Origin of the sequence: Pseudomonas sp. RGM 3321, assembly GCF_022836805.1 — a bacterium.
GTDB lineage: Bacteria > Pseudomonadota > Gammaproteobacteria > Pseudomonadales > Pseudomonadaceae > Aquipseudomonas.
Window position 1 is genome coordinate 100,766 of sequence record NZ_JALHBH010000118.1, and the last position, 15,176, is coordinate 115,941.

13 protein-coding genes are annotated in these 15,176 nt (G+C 60.3%); 9 read left to right on the forward strand and 4 right to left on the reverse strand.

Translation table 11 applies throughout. The features are described from left to right. Window position 1: 1 nt before the first annotated feature. On the reverse strand, window positions 2-1,120 hold the full coding sequence (gene dprA / locus RGM3321_RS22000; RefSeq protein ID WP_244394821.1) for a DNA-processing protein DprA: 1,119 nt from the start codon (window positions 1,118-1,120) through the stop codon (window positions 2-4). 123 nt (window positions 1,121-1,243) lie between these two features. Next, window positions 1,244-2,269, reverse strand: a complete 1,026-nt coding sequence (locus tag RGM3321_RS22005; RefSeq protein WP_244394822.1) for a LysM peptidoglycan-binding domain-containing protein — start codon at window positions 2,267-2,269, stop codon at window positions 1,244-1,246. A gap of 125 nt (window positions 2,270-2,394) precedes the next feature. Between RGM3321_RS22005 and def the strand changes: the two genes are divergently transcribed. From def to RGM3321_RS22030, 5 genes are all read left to right on the forward strand, one after another. Beyond that, window positions 2,395-2,901 (forward strand): peptide deformylase, encoded by a 507-nt coding sequence (def, locus tag RGM3321_RS22010; RefSeq protein ID WP_058402474.1) that lies wholly within the window; start codon window positions 2,395-2,397, stop codon window positions 2,899-2,901. Window positions 2,902-2,961: 60 nt separating this feature from the next. Then, window positions 2,962-3,906: a methionyl-tRNA formyltransferase gene (fmt, locus tag RGM3321_RS22015; protein ID WP_244394823.1), complete on the forward strand. Its 945-nt coding sequence runs from the start codon at window positions 2,962-2,964 to the stop codon at window positions 3,904-3,906. Beyond that, window positions 3,903-5,249, forward strand: a complete 1,347-nt coding sequence (gene rsmB / locus RGM3321_RS22020) for a 16S rRNA (cytosine(967)-C(5))-methyltransferase RsmB (protein ID WP_244394824.1) — start codon at window positions 3,903-3,905, stop codon at window positions 5,247-5,249. Before fmt ends, rsmB begins: the two co-directional genes overlap by 4 nt. Further along, complete coding sequence (gene trkA, locus RGM3321_RS22025; protein WP_244394825.1) at window positions 5,246-6,619, forward strand: Trk system potassium transporter TrkA; 1,374 nt, start codon at window positions 5,246-5,248, stop codon at window positions 6,617-6,619. Before rsmB ends, trkA begins: the two co-directional genes overlap by 4 nt. Before the next feature lie 152 nt (window positions 6,620-6,771). Continuing rightward, window positions 6,772-9,126, forward strand: coding sequence for an FdhF/YdeP family oxidoreductase (locus RGM3321_RS22030; protein ID WP_244394826.1), 2,355 nt, complete (start codon window positions 6,772-6,774; stop codon window positions 9,124-9,126). 66 nt (window positions 9,127-9,192) lie between these two features. Here the strand turns inward: RGM3321_RS22030 and RGM3321_RS22035 are convergent, their stop codons facing one another. Continuing rightward, on the reverse strand, window positions 9,193-10,080 hold the full coding sequence (locus RGM3321_RS22035) for a lysophospholipid acyltransferase (protein WP_058402478.1): 888 nt from the start codon (window positions 10,078-10,080) through the stop codon (window positions 9,193-9,195). A gap of 38 nt (window positions 10,081-10,118) precedes the next feature. Then, on the reverse strand, window positions 10,119-10,670 hold the full coding sequence (locus RGM3321_RS22040) for a DNA-3-methyladenine glycosylase I (protein WP_244394827.1): 552 nt from the start codon (window positions 10,668-10,670) through the stop codon (window positions 10,119-10,121). Between the two features lie 80 nt (window positions 10,671-10,750). Here RGM3321_RS22040 and glyQ point away from each other — a divergent pair, with 80 nt between their 5' ends. Genes glyQ through RGM3321_RS22060 form a run of 4 tightly spaced genes read left to right on the forward strand, consistent with a single transcriptional unit; the run spans window position 10,751 to window position 15,142 of the window. Next, window positions 10,751-11,698, forward strand: a complete 948-nt coding sequence (glyQ, locus tag RGM3321_RS22045; protein ID WP_002551326.1) for a glycine--tRNA ligase subunit alpha — start codon at window positions 10,751-10,753, stop codon at window positions 11,696-11,698. Beyond that, complete coding sequence (gene glyS, locus RGM3321_RS22050) at window positions 11,695-13,749, forward strand: glycine--tRNA ligase subunit beta (protein ID WP_244394828.1); 2,055 nt, start codon at window positions 11,695-11,697, stop codon at window positions 13,747-13,749. The genes glyQ and glyS overlap by 4 nt, the downstream gene beginning before the upstream one ends. 10 nt (window positions 13,750-13,759) lie before the next feature. Next, on the forward strand, window positions 13,760-14,314 hold the full coding sequence (gene gmhB / locus RGM3321_RS22055; protein WP_244394829.1) for a D-glycero-beta-D-manno-heptose 1,7-bisphosphate 7-phosphatase: 555 nt from the start codon (window positions 13,760-13,762) through the stop codon (window positions 14,312-14,314). Between the two features lie 57 nt (window positions 14,315-14,371). Beyond that, entirely contained in the window at window positions 14,372-15,142 is a 771-nt protein-coding gene (locus RGM3321_RS22060; protein ID WP_244394830.1) for a lysophospholipid acyltransferase family protein, read from the forward strand. The last annotated feature ends 34 nt before the right edge of the window (window positions 15,143-15,176 follow it).

A 15,176-nucleotide genomic window follows, 5' to 3' on the forward strand; every position in this document is an offset into this window, starting at 1 on the left:
CTCAGGGCGCTCTGGCGAACCATCGCCCCGCTTCACAGCTTATTCTGCCGTCCAGTTCCAGCTCGGTCAGGCCCGCCAATACCTTGGGCAATGGCCAGCCGCTGGAGACCGATAACCCCTCACTGGTATGCGGCGCGGCGTGCAGCAGCGCCAGAAGTGGATGGTCGCAGGGCACCGGTTTGGCAGGTGTCTCGGGCGGTGCAGCGGGCGCAACGCTCTTCCAGTGCTGCAAGCCTTCAAGAATGTGCTCAACGGTCTCGACCAGCGTTGCGCCGTCGCGTATCAACTGGTGGCAGCCCTTGGCACCCGGGTGGTGAATCGAACCCGGTATCGCATACACCTCTCGCCCATGCTCGGCGGCCAGTCGCGCGGTAATCAACGAGCCGCTGGCAACACTGGCCTCGACCACCAGCACGCCGAGCGACAGGCCGCTGATGATTCGGTTGCGCCGCGGGAAGTTGCTGGGCTGTGGTTCAGCGTCCAGCGGGAACTCGGAAATCACCGCGCCACCTTGCGCCGCCATCTGCGCTGCGAGCGCACGATGCTGCTGTGGATAAAGTTTTTCGAGCCCGGTGCCCAGTACGCCAATTGTATGCCCACCGACATCCAGTGCGCCCTGATGCGCGGCCCCGTCAATGCCGCGCGCCAGACCGCTGGTGATCACAAAACCGGCACCCGCCAGGCTGCGCGCAAAAGCTCTGGCAGTGTCCAGCCCGGGTCTGGAAGCGCGACGACTACCGACCATTCCGAGCTGCGGACGCTCAAGGATAGAAGGGTCGCCGGCAATGAAGATCAGCGGCGGTGGGTCGGCGATCTCGGCCAGCAGCGCGGGGTAGCAAGGGTCGTCCCACATAAGCAAATGCTGGGCCGGACACTCCAGCCAGGCCAATGCAGCACTGGCACCGTCCCTGACAGAAGGGGCTCGACGCGCCTCGGCACAGGCACCTGGAATGCCCAGTGCACGCCACGCACTGGCCGGTGCGCTTAGCGCAGACGACGCACAACCGAAGGCTTCGATCAGCCTGGAAAAGCGTTTCGATCCTATCTCGGGCAAGCGATGCATGCGCAGACGGGCTTCCAGCTCTGCTGGCGAAGAGAGGGCATTTTCGAACAGTGGCATGAGATCGTCCCTGATCCATTGTGCATCTCAGATGATGCACAAACCTGTGGATAACTCTGTTGACAACAATTTGATAAGTGTCTGGCTCGTCACACAAATCCGTCGCAGAACTGAAACATACCTTTAAGGATTTCGAACCTTGTCCATGATGGCCAAAGATCGGTTGGCTTGCAGGACCAAGGCGTAACTAAGCTTGTCGTACGTACGGAAAACCATGAGCAGGCCAGACCGTTCGTCAGGGATTTTCACCTGTTCACCGGTGATTCGGTCACGCACTGTCTCGCTGGTTTTGTAGATCGCCAGCACGTTGCCCTCAGCCAGGCCGTCACGTTTGCCTTTGTTGAGGGTGACCACATCCAGCACGCTGACCTGGGTCACGCCGCGTGGGACATCCAGAATCAAACCTTCTATCGGCGTTTGCGGGGCGCTGGGCAGGAAAGTCGAGTTGATCGCTCGCTCCTCGCTGCTGAACAAACGGTCGCCCAGGCGCACTTCCTGCGTAGAGCGCTGCAAAACCAGGGTCGAGACGTCTCCCTCGGTGGCAACCACCTCAGCGCTGCCGATGTCATCCGCGTTGATGCCCAGCACTTCCTTGGTCTGTGGGTCGGTGTAGGTCTTGCCCTGTCGGAAAATGCCGTAGACGGTGTGCGCCGGGTCCAGCGTGCCCCGTGCATAGGCCCGGTCACCACTGCCGCTGAGCACGCGCTCGGCATTGCCCGCGACGATGTAGGGGGCCTTTTCGAACTGCTCGGCATTGTCGACGATGCGATTGCTGATCAGGAAAGCGTTGATTGCGCCCAGCGGAATGCTTGGAATGGCCTCGACCATTGGCGTACTGCGCACACGCGGTGACAATTTAATGGTGCCACGCGACTCGCCGCGGTTGAGCGTCACGCGCGGCTGACCATCGACCCAGGTCAGCGCGAGGGTGTCACCGGGGTAGATCAGGTCGGGATCATGGACTTGCGGATTGGCCCGCCATATCTCGCGCCATTTCCACGGTTCACGCAAAAACTTGCCGGAAATGTCCCAGAGTGTGTCCCCGGCGACAACGGTGTAGCTTTGCGGATAGCCTTCCCTGAGTTGCACTTGCGCCTGAGCAAGACCGCTGGCGGTCAACAGCAGCAGGGCGAGTAGTGATTTCCTCATGCGGTGAATCCCTTTATCATGTTGCCTCACGCGAACCCTAGAGTCCTGTCCTGGGCTGCCAGCCTTGAACTCCCGAGCCCGGCACCCGACACTGACTTTACCTTAACAGTGCAGCTCTTACGTATATGGCCATTCTAAACATCCTCGAATTTCCCGATTCGCGCCTGCGCACCATCGCCAAACCTGTGGCGATGGTAGACGAAGGCATTCGCCAGTTGGTCGACGACATGTTTGAAACCATGTACGAAGCGCCCGGCATCGGGTTGGCTGCCACGCAGGTCAATGTCCACAAGCGTGTGGTTGTCATGGACCTGAGCGAAGACCGCAGCGAACCGATGGTCTTCATCAATCCTGAAATCGAAAAACTGACCGATGAAATGGATCAGTACCAGGAAGGCTGCCTGTCGGTACCCGGTTTCTACGAAAACGTCGACCGCCCGCAAAAGGTCCGCGTCAAGGCGCTGGACCGTGACGGCAAGCCTTACGAAATGGTTGCCGAAGGCCTGCTCGCCATCTGTATCCAGCATGAGTGCGATCACCTGAACGGCAAGCTGTTCGTTGATTACCTCTCTAACCTCAAGCGCGACCGGATCAAGAAAAAACTCGAGAAACAGCACAAGCTGAACGCTTGATCCTTCGTCCCTCCAAAAGGCCTGCACAAGGCCTTTTTGTTTTTTTAGAACGAGAAGCCCATGACTGAGCCACTGCGCATCGTCTTCGCCGGCACCCCGGAATTTGCCGCCGAACACCTCAAGGCCCTGCTCGACAGCCCTTACCAGATCGTCGCCGTGTACACCCAGCCTGATCGCCCGGCCGGTCGTGGACAAAAGCTGATGCCCAGCCCGGTCAAGCAACTGGCACTGCAGCATGATATCCCGGTCATGCAGCCGCCCACGCTGCGCGCCCCTGACGCGCAGGCAGAACTGGCTGCGCTCAAGCCTGATTTGATGGTGGTGGTCGCCTACGGCTTGATTCTGCCGCAGGTGGTGCTGGATATCCCGCGTCTGGGCTGCATTAACAGCCATGCGTCGCTGCTGCCACGCTGGCGCGGCGCGGCGCCGATTCAGCGCGCGGTGCAGGCCGGCGATGCCGAAAGCGGTGTGACCGTGATGCAAATGGAAGCAGGTCTGGACACCGGGCCGATGCTGCTCAAGGCCGTCACCCCGATCACCGCACAGGACACCGGTGGCACGCTGCATGACCGTCTGGCTGAACTCGGCCCACCAGCGGTGTTGCAGGCCATTGCGGGGCTGGCAGATGGTTCGCTGGTCGGCGAGGTTCAGGACGACAGCCTGGCCAATTACGCTCATAAATTGAACAAGGATGAGGCGCGTCTCGACTGGACACGTCCGGCCGATGAGCTGGAACGCCTGATACGCGCCTTCAACCCGTGGCCGATCTGCCACAGCACGCTGAACGAAGAAACCCTGAAAGTGCTGACAGCCGATCTGGCCGAAGGGCAGGGCGTACCAGGAACTGTCCTCAGCGCCACCAAGGACGGCCTGATCGTCGCCTGCGGCAAGAACGCCCTGCGCCTGACACGTCTGCAACTGCCGGGCGGCAAGCCGCTGAATTTTGCTGATCTGTTCAACAGCCGTCGCGAGAAATTCGCCATCGGCACGGTGCTGGGCCAATGAACCCGCGTCTGGCCGCCGCCAAGGCATTGGCTGCCGTGCTCAGCGGAAAAGCGTCGCTGAACAGTTCGTTGCCTGCTCAACTGGACAAAGTCGAGTTGCGTGATCGAGGCCTGACTCAGGATCTGGCGTTCGGCACCGCACGCTGGCAGCCACGCCTGTCGGCACTGGCAGCCAAACTGTTGCAAAAGCCCTTCAAGGCCGCTGATGCGGACGTTGAAGCCTTGTTGCTGGTGGGTCTTTACCAGCTGTTTTACAGCCGGATTCCTGCGCATGCGGCCATTGGTGAAACCGTTGGCTGCGCCGACAAATTGAAAAAGCCGTGGGCCAAAGGCTTGCTCAACGCCGTGCTGCGCAATGCGCAACGTGATGGCGAGGCACTGTTGATCGAGCTGGAACACGACCCGGTGGTGCGCACCGCCCACCCGCGCTGGCTGCAAAAAGCCCTGAAAGCAGCGTGGCCGGAGCAGTGGGAAGCCATCTGCGCTGCCAACAATGCGCACCCGCCGATGATTTTGCGCGTCAACCGACGCCATAACCGTCGCGATCAATACCTCGAACTGCTCGACACTGCCGGCCTGCAAGCCAGCGCGTGCACCTTCAGTCAGGACGGCATCGTCCTCGCCGAGCCGTGCGATGTGCGCTCGCTGCCCGGTTTTGCCGAAGGCTGGATCAGCGTGCAGGATGAAGCCGCGCAGCTGGCCGCCGACCTGCTGGAACTGGCCCCCGGGCAACGGGTACTCGATGCCTGCTGCGCGCCGGGCGGCAAGACCTGCCATTTGCTCGAAGTACAGCCGCAACTGGACGGCGTGGTGGCGGTGGATCTGGAAGCCAAGCGTCTGGTGCGCGTGCGTGAAAACCTTGATCGTCTGGGGCTGGACGCCGAGCTGATCGCTGCCGACGCCCGCGAGACGGCGCAGTGGTGGGACGGCAAGCCGTTCCAGCGCATCCTGCTCGACGCCCCGTGCTCGGCGACGGGTGTAATCCGTCGCCACCCGGACATCAAGCTGACCCGCCAACTGGATGACATCGCCGCGCTTGCCAGCCTGCAGGGCGAACTGCTTGACGCGTTGTGGCCTACGCTGCAAGTAGGCGGCATGCTGGTGTACGCAACCTGTTCGACGCTACCGACCGAAAATACCGAAGTCATCGAGGCGTTTCTGGCCCGCACCTCCGGGGCCAGAGAACTGGATATCGCCGGGCAGGCCGGACAGCCACCCGCAGGTATCAAGCAAGCCCATGGTCGCCAGTTGCTGGCCCAGCAAGGCGGCCACGATGGTTTCTACTACGCCAAACTGATCAAGATAGCGGATCAAGGTCGAGGCGGCGCGGGAGTAAGCAGGTGAAAATCATCATTCTGGGTGCTGGTCAGGTAGGCGGTACGCTGGCCGAGCATCTGGCGGGCGAAGCCAACGACATTACCGTGGTCGACACCGATGGCGACCGGTTGCGCGATCTGGGCGACCGCCTGGACATCCGTACCGTGCAGGGCAAGGGCTCCTATCCGGCAGTGCTGCGCCAAGCGGGTGCGGACGACGCCGACATGCTGGTTGCGGTGACCAGCAGCGACGAAGCCAACATGATCGCCTGCCAGGTGGCCCACACGCTGTTCCACACGCCGACCAAGATCGCGCGCATCCGTGAAGCGGCGTACCTGACACGCGCTGGCCTGTTCGATAAAAACGCGATCCCGGTCGACGTGTTGATCAGTCCGGAGCAGGTCGTCACCAACTACATCAAACGTCTGATCGAGTATCCCGGCGCGCTACAGGTCATCGATTTCGCCGAAGGCAAGGCGCAACTGGTCGCGGTCAAAGCCTATTACGGCGGCGCATTGGTAGGCCAGCAACTGCGCCAGTTGCGCGCACACATGCCCAATGTCGACACCCGTATCGCGGCGATCTATCGGCGCGACCGGGCGATCCTGCCCCACGGCGATACGGTCATCGAAGCCGACGACGAGGTGTTCTTCATTGCCGCCAAGGCGGATATTCGTGCAGTGATGGGTGAGCTGAGGCGTCTGGACGAGAACTACAAGCGCATCGTCATCGCAGGCGGTGGCAACATCGGCGAGCGTCTGGCTGAAGCCATTGAAAGCCGCTATCAGGTAAAGATTATCGAAGTGAACCCGGCGCGCTGCCGCTATCTATCGGAGCACCTGGACAGTACGGTGGTGCTACAGGGCAGTTCATCGGATCGTGATTTGCTGCTGGAAGAAAACATCAGCAATACCGACCTGTTCCTGGCGCTGACCAACGACGATGAAGCCAACATCATGTCGTCGCTGCTGGCCAAACGCCTGGGCGCACGCAAGGTGATGACCCTGATCAACAACCCGGCCTACGTCGATCTGGTCCAGGGCGGTGAGATTGATGTGGCGGTCAGCCCGCAGCTGGCAACCATCGGCACGCTGCTGGCTCATGTGCGACGGGGCGATATCGTCAGCGTGCACTCGTTGCGGCGCGGTGCAGCCGAAGCCATCGAGGTCGTCGCGCACGGCGACCCGAAATCCAGCAAAGTGGTCGGTCGCGCCATCAAGGACATCAACCTGCCGACCGGCACGGCAATCGGTGCGATCATCCGCGACGAACAGGTGCTTATCGCTCACGACATCACCGTTATCGAATCCGGTGACCATGTGATCATGTTCCTTGTGGATAAAAAGTGCATCCGGGAAGTTGAGCGGCTGTTTCAGGTGGGGTTGACCTTTTTCTGAACAGGCCCTGAACAGCCTGCCCCCTGACTGAACCTCTTGCCGACCTGTCTGGTCGGCGACGCTCGTCGACTCGGACGAATTCTCTCTGAGCGCGCGTATCACACATACGCGCGCTTTGCCTTTGACGGGCGTTACCAGAGAGAACATACGCAATGCCTGAATCCAAAGTCCCCCTTCAGGGCTCACAAACCGACGGCACACCAGCAGGTGGCTGGCCGGCACTCAGTGCGGTCAACAAGCACCTGTTGCACCAGCATGTGCTGATCAAGGGCAACCGCACGCTGATGTCCATGAACAAGCCTGGCGGCTTCGATTGCCCCAGCTGCTCCTGGCCGGACCCAAAGAAACCGCACACATTTGAATACTGCGAGAACGGTGCCAAGGCATTGGCCTGGGAATCGACCAAAAAACGCGTGACGCCTGAGTTTTTCGCCCGGCATACGGTCAGCGAACTGGCGACCTGGAGCGATCACGAGCTGGAAGCAGAAGGCCGTATCACCGAGCCGATGCGCTACGACGCCGCCACTGACAAATACCTGCCCGTCACCTGGGACGAAGCGTTCGCCGAGATCGGCGAAGAGCTGCGCGGCCTGAGCGATCCGTGGAAGCTGGAGCTGTACACCTCCGGGCGCACGTCGAACGAAGCCGCCTTTCTGTATCAGCTGTTCGGTCGGCTGTACGGCATGGCCAACTTCCCTGACTGCTCGAACATGTGCCATGAAACCACCACTGCGGCGCTGCCCGAGTCGATCGGGGTTGGCAAAGGCACCACGACGCTGGAAGATTTCGAGAACGCCGACGCGATTTTCATCATCGGCCAGAACCCCGGGACCAACAGCCCGCGCATGATGTCCGAGCTGCACGCGGCCGCAAAACGGGGTGCCAGCATCATCTCGTTCAACCCTCTGCGGGAAAGGGCGCTGGTACGCTTTGCGGCCCCGCAGGACCCGCGCGACATGCTCAGTCTGCATGGGGTGGAAATCAGCTCGCAGTACCATCAGGTCAGGATCGGCGGCGACATGATCGCCCTGCAAGGCGTTTGCAAGGCCGTGATCGAAGCCGATGACGTGGCGCAGCGTGAAAACCTGCCGCGTGTCCTTGATGTGGCATTCATTGAAGAACACACCCATGGCTTTGAGCAGTACGCTGACTATTGCCGACAGTTGCCGTGGGAAATCATCGAGCGCCATTCAGGTCTGACGCGTCAGGCCATCGAAGAGGTGGCTACGGTTTATAAGCGCTCGAAGGGGGTCATCTGCTGCTGGGGGATGGGCGTCACTCAGCACAAGCGTGGCGGTGATGCGATGCAGCAGATCATCAACCTGCTGCTGTTGCGCGGCAACATCGGCAAGCTCGGTGCGGGGGCTTGCCCGGTACGTGGACACTCCAACGTGCAGGGCGACAGGACGATGGGCATCTATGAAAAGGCCGGCGAACCGTTTCTGGCCAGCATGAGCAAGGTGTTCGGTTTCGAGGCGTCCAGAAAAAAAGGCCATGCCGTGGCACAGACCTGCGAAGCCCTGTTGCGTGGCGAGGTGGAAGCACTCATTTCCATGGGCGGCAATTTCTTCCGCGCCATTCCGGACACTGATGTGATCTGCCCGACCGTCAGCCGCCTGAAAATGACGGTGCTGGTCAACACCAAGCTCAACCGCAGTGCGACGGTACATGGACAGAAGGCCTTTCTGCTGCCTTGCGTGGCGCGTTCGGAACGCGACCTGCAGAACGGTGTGGCGCAAACCATTACGGTGGAGGACTCTATGTCGATGGTGCACGGCTCGACCGGTATGCTTGAGCCTGCGTCAAAACATCTGATTTCCGAAGTCGCCATCATCGCCGGTATCGCCAAAGCGACGCTTGCGCCCAATCCCAAGGTGGACTGGGACAGCTATGTGGGCGACTACGCCAGGATTCGCGACAAGATCGAAGAAGTACTGCCTGAGCAGTTTTACGATTTCAATCAGCGCATCCTTGAACCCGGAGGTTTCCGTTTGCCCAATGCCGCCAGTGAGCGCAAGTGGGACACCGAGTCGGGCAAGGCCAACTTCCTCTTTCCCGAAGGCGTCTACGACGAAGACGATACGCCACCGGGAGCGGAGCATTTGCAGTTGATGACGATCCGCAGCCATGACCAGTTCAATACCACGGTTTATTCCAACGATGACCGTTATCGGGACATCTTTGGCGACCGCATGGTAGTGATGCTCAACCCGCAGGACATCGAACGCCTGGGGCTCAAGGCCGGGGATTACATCGAGTTTCAGACGGCGCTCGACCCCACCACGGCGCGGCGTGCAGCGGGTTTCAAAGTCATACCCTACGACGTGCCGCAGGGTTGCTGCGCAGCGTACTACCCGGAAACCAACGGCCTGCTGCCACTGGCCAATCGGGATAAACACGGCAACACCCCTGCGGCCAAATCCATCCCGGTGAACCTGGTGCGGATGAGTCCAGAGGGGACGCAAGTGGCGCTGGAACGGCGCGGGTTGATTGCGGCGGCCAGTTGAGGGAAACACTATCGTGCCCATGCTCGCATGGGCACGCCGTTGCGGACGCTCCGCGTCCAGTCTTTTCTAGTACCAGCGCGCCTCACCTGGCGGGCGTTTCTTGAAGCGTTTCATGGTCCACATGTACTGGCTCGGGTAGGCTCGCACGTATTTCTCGACCACTTTGCTCATCGCCGCTGCAGAGGTTTCGGTGTCGGTGCTGTACATGGCTTCGGGGGCGGCTTCCAGCACTACTTTGTAGCCCGAACCATCCGGCAGGCGCATGGCGTGCAGGAACACACCCACTGCCTTGCCGCCCGCCAGCATGTTCGGCACAAACTTGCTGGTCAGCGCCTGGGTGCCGCAGAAGGGAACGAAGATACCCGCAGATTCAGCCGGCTCCGGATCGGCCGGAATACCCACAGAACCGCCTTTGCGCACTTCTTTGATGACGCTGAGAATGCCTTCCTTGGTCGACGCCGCCACCCGGTTGCCCAACTGCACACGCTGCTTGCGCAACAAGTCATCCACGGCTTTCAGCTTGGGTGGACGATAGAAAATGATCGGCTTGCACTGGCTGCAGTAGAAGTGATTGAGCACTTCCCAGTTGCCGAGGTGACTGGTGATGCCAACCACGCCCTTGCCGGAAGCCAGCGCGTCCTTGAGCACATCAAGCCCTTCGACTTCACGCACCAGGTTGATCGATTTCTGCGCAGGCCAGATCCACGCACAAGCGCTTTCGGTCAAGGTCTTGCCGATGTCCATGAGGCTACGGCCGACCAGCTTTTCCAGCTCCGGCTCGCTCAACTCTGGGAAGCACTTGGACAGGTTGATCCGTGCCACTTCCCGCGAACGGTTGGGCAACTTCCACATCAGCCAGCCAATCGCGGTGCCTGCCCACTGCACGGCGCGCCACGGCAACAGCGCAAACAATCGCAACGCCCCGACCATTACGGCGCCTTTGAACTTATCCACAGATGACTCCCAGATTCTCGAGGCGGGTAGTGTAACCGTCAGCGGCTCAGGATCGCATACCGATCGCAATCGACAGTGTGGTCCATGACCATGCCGCTGGCCTGCATGTAGGCGTAACAGATGGTCGGCCCGACAAAGGTGAAACCGGCCTTTTTCAGTGCCTTGCTCATCGCTTCGGCCTCGGCGGTAATCGCCGGGACTTCGCTGCGATCCTTGAAGTGATTGATCTTCGGAGTACCGCCGACAAACGACCAGAGCAGCGCGACCGGGTCTTCCAGTGCCAGCCAGGCCCGCGCATTGGTGCGCACCGCCTTGAGCTTGAGGCGGTTGCGGATGATGCTCGGATCAAGCATCAGCGCATCTATTTCGGCATCACTCAGTTGCGCCAGGCGCTCGACGTCAAAGCCGTGCAGCACTTCGCGATAACGCGCCCGCCGCTTGAGAATCGTGATCCACGACAGCCCGGCCTGGAACCCTTCGAGCAAAAGCAACTCGAAGAGCTTCTGCGCATCGCGCAGCGGCACTCCCCACTCCTGATCGTGATAAGCGATGTACAGAGGGTCTTCGTTGCACCAAAAGCAGCGTGTCATAGGGCTCCCAAGGAGTGGACGTGCGGCCGAATCGGGTATACTCCCGCTCTTTGAATCGCAGCCCAGCACAGGTGAAATTTGTGAGCCAGCCTACGCCAGCCGTGCGTACCTTCCAAGACTTGATCCTCGCCCTCCAGCAATACTGGGCAGAACAAGGTTGCGTGGTACTTCAGCCCTACGATATGGAAGTAGGCGCCGGCACGTTCCACACTGCCACGTTTCTGCGCGCCGTAGGCCCGGAAACCTGGAACGCCGCTTACGTACAGCCAAGCCGTCGCCCGACTGACGGCCGCTACGGCGAAAACCCGAACCGCCTGCAGCATTACTATCAGTTTCAGGTGATTCTCAAGCCCAACCCGGACAACTTCCAGGAACTGTACCTGGGCTCGCTCAAGCACATCGGCCTCGATCCGCTGGTGCACGACGTGCGTTTCGTCGAAGACAACTGGGAATCGCCGACGCTGGGTGCCTGGGGCCTGGGCTGGGAGATCTGGCTCAACGGTATGGAAGTCTCGCAGTTCACCTACTTCCAGCAGGTCGGCGGCCTGGAGTGCTACCCGGTTACCGGCGAAATCACTTACGGTCTTGAGCGTCTGGCGATGTACCAGCAGGGCGTGGACTCGGTCTACGATCTGGTCTGGGCTGACGGCCCGTTCGGCAAAGTGACTTACGGCGATGTGTTCCACCAGAACGAGGTGGAGCAGTCGACCTACAACTTCGAACACGCCAACGTCGACAAACTGTTCGAGCTGTTCGACTTCTACGAAAGCGAAGCCGCACGCCTGATCGAGCTGGAGCTGCCATTGCCCGGCTACGAAATGGTCCTCAAGGCCTCGCACACCTTCAACCTGCTGGATGCCCGTCGCGCGATTTCCGTGACAGCGCGTCAGCAGTACATCCTGCGCGTACGCACGCTGGCCCGTTCGGTGGCTCAGGCCTACCTGCAGGCTCGGGCCCGTCTCGGCTTCCCGATGGCGCCACCCGATCTACGCGATGAAGTGTTGGCCAAGCTGGAGGCAGCGCAATGAGTGCTCAAGATTTTCTGGTCGAACTGGGCACTGAAGAACTGCCACCCAAGACCCTCGTTTCCCTGGCCGATGCGTTTCTCGCCGGTATTGAAAAAGGCCTCGCAGGCGCAGGTCTGACCTACAGCGCCAAACAGGTCTACGCCGCACCGCGTCGTCTGGCCGTGCTGATTACCGCACTGGCCACGCAACAACCGGATCGCAGCGTCAACCTCGACGGCCCACCGCGTCAGGCAGCGTTCGATGCCGACGGTAACCCGACTCAGGCCGCCCTGGGCTTCGCCAAGAAGTGCGGCGTCGATCTGAGCGAAATCGATCAGAGCGGCCCGAAACTGCGCTACAGCCAGACCATCCTCGGCAAGCCGACCACGTCGCTGCTGCCGACTATCGTCGAAGACTCGCTGAACGACCTGCCGATTGCCAAGCGCATGCGCTGGGGTGCCCGCAAGGAAGAGTTCGTGCGTCCGACCCAGTGGCTGGTGATGCTGTTCGGTGATCAGGTGGTGGACTGCACGATCCTTGCCCAGAGCGCGGGTCGTCATTCGCGCGGTCATCGCTTCCATCACCCGCAAGACGTGCGTATTTCTTCGCCTGCCGGTTACCTCAGTGACCTGCGCGCCGCTCATGTGCTGGCCGACTTCAACGAACGTCGGCAGATCATCAGCAAGCGCGTCGACGAGCTGGCCACCCAACAGGAAGGCACCGCCATCGTGCCGCCAAGCCTGCTGGACGAAGTGGCCGGTCTGGTCGAATGGCCGGTTCCGCTGGTGTGTTCATTCGAAGAGCGCTTCCTGGAAGTACCTCAGGAAGCGCTGATTACTACCATGCAGGACAACCAGAAATACTTCTGCCTGCTGGATGTCGACGGCAAGCTGTTGCCGCGCTTTATCACCGTGGCCAACATCGAGAGCAAGGACCCGGCGCAAATCGTTGCCGGTAACGAGAAGGTGGTTCGTCCACGCCTGACCGACGCCGAGTTCTTCTTCAAGCAGGACAAGAAGCAGAAGCTGGAAACCTTCAACGATCGCCTGAAGAACGTCGTGTTCCAGGCGCAGTTGGGCAGCGTGTTCGACAAGGCCGAGCGTGTCTCGAAACTGGCTGCCTACATCGCCCCACGCATTGGCGGCGACGCCCAGCGTGCTGCACGGGCTGGTCTGCTGTCCAAGTGCGACCTGTCGAGCGAAATGGTCGGCGAGTTCCCGGAAATGCAGGGTATCGCCGGTTACTACTACGCCAAGGCCGACGGCGAGCCTGAAGATGTCGCACTGGCGCTCAACGAGCAGTACATGCCGCGTGGCGCAGGTGCCGAACTGCCAACCACACTGACCGGTGCTGCGGTGGCGATTGCCGACAAGCTCGACACGCTGGTCGGTATCTTCGGTATCGGCATGCTGCCCACCGGCAGCAAAGACCCGTATGCGCTGCGTCGTGCTGCGTTGGGTATCCTGCGTATTCTGATCGAGAAGAAGCTCGACCTGAACCTGATCGAAACGGTGAAGTTCGCCGTCACGCAGTTCGGCGCGAAGATCAAGCCAGCCGGTCTGGCGGAACAGGTGCTCGACTTCATCTTCGATCGTCTGCGTGCGCGCTATGAAGACGAAGGCGTCGACGTGGCGGTGTACCTTTCGGTGCGTGCCCTGCAACCGGCTTCGGCGCTGGATTTCGATCAACGCGTCCAGGCAGTCCAGGCCTTCCGCAAACTGCCACAGGCCGCAGCACTGGCCGCAGTGAACAAACGTGTATCGAACTTGTTGAGCAAGGCCGAGGGCAGCATTGCCCAGACCGTCGAGCCCAAGTACTTCGACAACGCCAACGAGTTCTCGCTGTACTCGGCCATCCAGCAGGCTGACCACGCGGTCCAGCCGATGGCTGCCGAGCGTCAGTACAGCGAATCGCTGGCGCGTCTGGCGATGTTGCGTGAGCCGGTCGATGCATTCTTCGAAGCGGTAATGGTCAACGCGGAAGACGCCAATGTGCGCGCCAACCGCTATGCCTTGTTGTCGCGTTTGCGCGGCCTGTTCCTTGGCGTTGCCGATATCTCGCTGCTGGGCTGAGAAGGGGTGGATGGTGAAACTGCTGATACTTGATCGAGACGGAGTCATTAACCATGACTCCGATGCTTACATAAAGTCAGTGAAGGAGTGGGTGCCCATTCCCGGCTCGATCAAGGCTATCGCAGATCTGAGCAAGGCTGGCTGGACGGTGGCCGTCGCCACCAACCAGTCGGGCATTGCCCGAGGCTATTATGATCTGGCCATGCTGGACGCCATGCATGCGCGCTTGCGCGAGCTGGTGGCAGAGCAGGGTGGCGAGATCGGTTTGATTGTCTATTGCCCACATGGGCCAGACGATGGCTGCAACTGCCGCAAGCCCAAACCCGGCATGCTGCAAGCCATCGCCACTCATTACGCAGTAGACCCCAAAGGTCTCTGGTTCGTGGGCGACAGTAAAGGTGACCTGCAGGCCGCTTTGGCCGTCGATTCTCAGCCTGTGTTGGTGATGACCGGCAAAGGCCGTAAAACGATGGACGGCGGAGTGCCGGCAGGCACGTTGATTTTTGACGATCTGGCGGCGGTTGCCGCAGAACTTATCCACAACAGCACTTCACTGAACAATTAGCTCATCAGGTTCAGGACGCTCAAGGAGCGGGCACCTGCCCGTACGGTAAACGTAACTATGTCGATCATGCAGGCAATCAGGACCTTCTTCTTTTACCTGTTGCTGGGCACCAGCTCTTTGCTGTGGTGCACATTGAGCTTTTTCATTGCGCCTTTTCTGCCGTTCAAAGCTCGCTATCGCTTCATCAACGTCTATTGGTGCCGCTGCGCCATCTGGCTGACCAAGGTGTTCCTGAACATCCAGGTTGAAGTGACTGGCGCAGAAAACGTACCGAAAACGCCCTGTGTGATCATCTCCAACCATCAGAGCACCTGGGAGACTTTCTTCCTGTCGGCGTATTTCGAACCACTGAGCCAGGTCCTCAAGCGTGAGTTGCTCTACGTGCCGTTCTTCGGCTGGGCCATGGCGATGCTGCGCCCCATTGCCATTGACCGCGATAACCCTAAAGCCGCACTGCGGGAAATCGCCAAGAAGGGCGACGAACTCCTCAAGGATGGCGTCTGGGTGCTGATCTTCCCGGAGGGCACACGCGTACCTTATGGCCAGGTCGGAAAATTCTCTCGCGGCGGTACTGCGTTGGCGGTAAACGCTGATCTGCCAGTCCTGCCTATCGCGCATAACGCTGGCAAATACTGGCCTCGGGATGGCTGGGCGAAAAAGCCAGGCACTATTCAGGTGGTGATTGGCGAACCGATGTACGCAGAAGGTACAGGCCCGCGCGCCATTGCTGCGTTGAATGATCGTGTGCAGGCTTGGAATGTGGACGCACAGCGCGCGATGGGCTCGCCTGTTGCACCGGCAGCAAGCCCTGAAAAAGTCCCAGCGTGATTTTGTGGATAACCTGTGTACGGTTTTTCTGAAA

Bases quoted from the DNA above. Each gene is read 5' to 3' on its own strand.
- def (WP_058402474.1), top strand. From the start codon at position 2,395: ATGGCCATTCTAAACATCCTCGAATTTCCCGATTCGCGCCTGCGCACC.
- RGM3321_RS22005 (WP_244394822.1), bottom strand. From the start codon at position 2,269: ATGAGGAAATCACTACTCGCCCTGCTGCTGTTGACCGCCAGCGGTCTT.
- RGM3321_RS22040 (WP_244394827.1), bottom strand. From the start codon at position 10,670: ATGACACGCTGCTTTTGGTGCAACGAAGACCCTCTGTACATCGCTTAT.
- fmt (WP_244394823.1), top strand. From the start codon at position 2,962: ATGACTGAGCCACTGCGCATCGTCTTCGCCGGCACCCCGGAATTTGCC.
- glyS (WP_244394828.1), top strand. From the start codon at position 11,695: ATGAGTGCTCAAGATTTTCTGGTCGAACTGGGCACTGAAGAACTGCCA.
- gmhB (WP_244394829.1), top strand. From the start codon at position 13,760: ATGGTGAAACTGCTGATACTTGATCGAGACGGAGTCATTAACCATGAC.
- RGM3321_RS22030 (WP_244394826.1), top strand. From the start codon at position 6,772: ATGCCTGAATCCAAAGTCCCCCTTCAGGGCTCACAAACCGACGGCACA.
- rsmB (WP_244394824.1), top strand. From the start codon at position 3,903: ATGAACCCGCGTCTGGCCGCCGCCAAGGCATTGGCTGCCGTGCTCAGC.
- dprA (WP_244394821.1), bottom strand. From the start codon at position 1,120: ATGCCACTGTTCGAAAATGCCCTCTCTTCGCCAGCAGAGCTGGAAGCC.
- RGM3321_RS22060 (WP_244394830.1), top strand. From the start codon at position 14,372: ATGTCGATCATGCAGGCAATCAGGACCTTCTTCTTTTACCTGTTGCTG.